The sequence below is a fragment of the Acinetobacter sp. UBA3132 genome (genome assembly GCF_002364825.1).
Classification (GTDB): domain Bacteria; phylum Pseudomonadota; class Gammaproteobacteria; order Pseudomonadales; family Moraxellaceae; genus Acinetobacter; species Acinetobacter schindleri.
Genome location: NZ_DEZM01000144.1, coordinates 1 through 3,384, shown reverse-complemented (window position 1 = coordinate 3,384; position 3,384 = coordinate 1). Strand labels below are relative to the sequence as shown.

Here is a 3,384-nt window from a genome sequence, read left to right as displayed (position 1 = left end):
GAGTCCCGTCCGCTGCGCCATTTTTCATTTCCTGATGTGAAAAATGTGTTATCAAAGTCCAAGACTATGCGCTTCGCTTGTCTTTCATCATAAAAAATAACGATGTTATTTTTTACTCTTCAGGGCGCTTAGCTCAGTTGGTAGAGCGTCTGCCTTACAAGCAGAATGTCGGCGGTTCGATCCCGTCAGCGCCCACCATATTCTATCTTGCTTAAAATCTAAATTTTCCATAGAATCCTAAGTCTATAATAATTTATAAAATTTCATGGCTATGAGAAATCCATATCAGCGCAAGGCCGCGGCTAAAACTCAAAATACTCCTTACGATCCTCTACAAGTTTATAAACAGTTCATTGAAACAATTGTGGCACAAGGCTGCATTTACGCCTTATACCAAGATGGCTGGGCACTCTGTGCAACGCCAACAGGGCAAAAGGCTTTTGCAACCTGGCAGAGTAAAGGCTTGGCAAAACTGCTCATCAAAGATAACTGGGAAAAATACGAAATTCAGGAAATTAGCTTCAAAGACTTTATTGAAAAAGTGATTCCTTTCCTGCGTGAAGAACATACCGCTTTATCTCTAGATCTGACGCCTGAAGGGCAAAATATTCTGGTTGCACCAGAAAAAATGCTGCTGGATATCAAGAATTATCTGTATCAGATTTATGTACAGAAGCCGGAGATCTTTAAAAACGGTCATATTCCATTGCCACGCCAAATCCGATTGCATTGATTTTTATCTTTTAAATAACTCTTTTTTAATATTCATTCAGCAACCAGCCGCTAAGAAAAGCAAAATACTCGCGTAGCCACGAGTTATAGCGAATATATAGTGGTGTTTCTGCGCTAATACTGATGATCTGTGTATAGCCCTGATGTCTGGCTATGGCACGAGCACGAATGCTATGAAAGTCACTGGTGACAATGGTAATTGGATCATTCAAAGTAATCTGATGACTGTTTAAAATCTTTTTGGAGTTGATCAGATTGAGTTCGGTGCTGGTACTTTGATCTTCCATTGCAACTGGATTACGAACAGCAGGATATGACTGTTTAAGGTAAGCCTGCATCACTTCGGCTTCAGTATATTTCTCCTGAAAACTCAAGCCGCCCGTCATAATGATCAATGCTTCTGGATGCAATTGTACATAGTCAGCTGCAGTGTCGAGACGTTTTTGCAAGGTTGGCGAGGGTCGGTTGTTTTCTATACCACTACCTAAAACCAGGATTGCCTTGGTTGGCAATTGGGTATTATTACTATTGATATTGCTTTGAATATAGCCAAAGAAGATCAGAACACTGGCAACCCAGGTAAAAAATCCAATCCACATCCATTTCCATACACTGGAACGAAACCTGGAGTGCTGGTGCCATTGCTGGAAATAGGAAAAGAACAGGGCGTAAATAATCAGTAACACGCCAATCAATAGTGGTAGCAAGATTCCCAGATGAATCTTGTTCTGTAAGAGTAACCAGAGACTGTCTGCACTCAGTAAAATCCCTACAATACTACTGATCAGGCATTTATAAAAATCTGACATGAATAATCCTGTAATTTTCATATTTTATTGTAGGTATTTCAGTTCTATAGGCAAGAAAAAACCGGGCAACATGGCCCGGTTTTTTTCATCACTTACTGATTAATACACATCACGGCGATAACGACCGTCCTGACGTAATTGATCAACAGTTGATTCACCTAGAATATCAATCAGTGCCTGATCGACATCACTGGCCATGCCGTCAATGCTACCGCAGACATAAATCACAGCACCATTGTTCACCCAGGTTTTCAGCTCATCCGCCTGTTCACGGAGCTTGTGATGTACATAAACTTTTTCAGCCTGATCACGTGAGAATGCCAGATCCAGACGTTTTAGTGTACCTACAGTCAACCAGGCTTCCAGGGTTTCCTGATAGAAGAAATCGTGTGCACGCTGACGTTCACCGAAGATCAGCCAGTTTTCATTATAGTCCTGACGGTTACGAGTATGCAGTAAACTCATCAGGCCAGCGATCCCGGTACCATTACCAATACAGATAATTGGGCGGTTATCATCCACCAGATGGAAGGAATCATTGCTGCGAATACGCAAGGCAATAGGTGCATTGAGTGCGGCATATTGTGTTAACCAGCCTGAACCTAGACCAAGTTCACCGGATGCATCCTGTTGCTGACGAACTACGAGACGCAAGATCTGTTGGCTTGGAATACTGGCAATAGAATATTCACGTGTTGGTAACACGGGTAACTGATTCAGTAATTCTTCTGAAGAAATAAATGGGAAAATTGGCTGAGTCAGATCACGGTTCCAGAGGATGTCTTCTATACGTTGCTGCATAGAGGCAACCACAGTACCTGCAGGAATTTGGTGTGCTGCCAGGAATTGCGCAATGCGTTCAGCACTGTTCCCTGGCTGGATTTCTGCAATATCACCCGCTTGCCATTGTGCTTCATGTTCAGGTTTAAATTCCAGGTTAAAGGCTGGAGCTCCCAGACTGCCTGGATTCAACACCTCACGTTTTACAAGGGTCCAATGGTCAAAGGTTTTATCAATGTCCATGGCCTGAAGTTCTAGCTGAGTTGACTGAGCGAGTGCGGCATTCCATTGCTGGATATGCTCGTTACTGGCATTGTCGACTTCAATAGTGGTAAATAATTGCTGAGCACCATTATTTTTCAGCCATTGATCAATACGGTGACCAAAACTACAGAAAGTATCCGGATATTCTTTAGAACCCAGCGCCAGTACAGCATAATGAAGATGACTCAGGTCAGCCTGACCGGACATAATTTTCTTCTCAAATGACGAAGCCAGGTCTGGTGCTTCACCGGTACCATAAGTACTTGCAATAAAGAGCACCTGTTCAGCCTGTTGCAGATCAGCCAGCGTCAGCTGTTGTACGGCTTTTACCGTTGCTGGTTGATGTGCTTGTTGCAAGGCAGTTGCGGTACGCCATGCCAGCTGTTCAGAAACACCGGTTTGTGTGGCATAAGCAATCAGCCAAGGCTTGGCATTTGGATCAATATCGACGGCTGTAGCGCCTTGACGTGCGGCAAGGGTTAATTTCTTCTGTTTACGACGCTTCAGATACAGCATCCAGCCGGTCACAAAGAAAAGTGGCATCAGCAGTGACGCGACCATGGCAAAGAACTGGTAGATCGGACCAAAGAAGCTGCCACGGTGCACCGGTAGCATACTGCTCATGATCTTTTCATTCAGCTTTTTGTCTTCATACATTTCTACCGATGTAAAAGCTGCATCCTGATAGTTATAAGTAGCATTATTACGGGCACGCTCATGCTGAACTTCAACATCGGTAAAGCTGAGTTTTAATTCACCATCGGCTTTTTTAGGAATATTAAAAGTAACTGTTGAATAT

At 43.2% G+C, this 3,384-nt stretch carries 3 protein-coding genes and 1 tRNA gene; 2 read left to right on the top strand and 2 right to left on the bottom strand.

Going from position 1 to position 3,384, the window contains the following annotated elements; translation table 11 throughout:
* Nucleotides 1–122 precede the first annotated feature (122 nt).
* Together B4033_RS07970 and B4033_RS07965 are read left to right on the top strand one after the other, a co-directional pair.
* Nucleotides 123–198: transfer RNA gene (locus tag B4033_RS07970), tRNA-Val, on the top strand.
* A gap of 73 nt (nt 199–271) precedes the next feature.
* On the top strand, nt 272–733 hold the full coding sequence (locus tag B4033_RS07965; RefSeq protein ID WP_034434278.1) for a DUF2750 domain-containing protein: 462 nt from the start codon (nt 272–274) through the stop codon (nt 731–733).
* A 25-nt stretch (nt 734–758) separates the two neighbouring features.
* Here B4033_RS07965 and B4033_RS07960 read toward each other — a convergent pair whose 3' ends face one another.
* Both B4033_RS07960 and B4033_RS07955 read right to left on the bottom strand, forming a co-directional pair.
* Nucleotides 759–1,541 carry a YdcF family protein gene (locus B4033_RS07960; RefSeq protein ID WP_286833029.1) on the bottom strand — a complete coding sequence of 261 codons (783 nt, stop codon included), beginning with the start codon at nt 1,539–1,541 and terminating at the stop codon, nt 759–761.
* A 99-nt stretch (nt 1,542–1,640) separates the two neighbouring features.
* A partial coding sequence (locus B4033_RS07955) for a sulfite reductase flavoprotein subunit alpha (RefSeq protein WP_286833026.1) occupies nt 1,641–3,384 on the bottom strand: 1,744 nt, incomplete at its 5' end.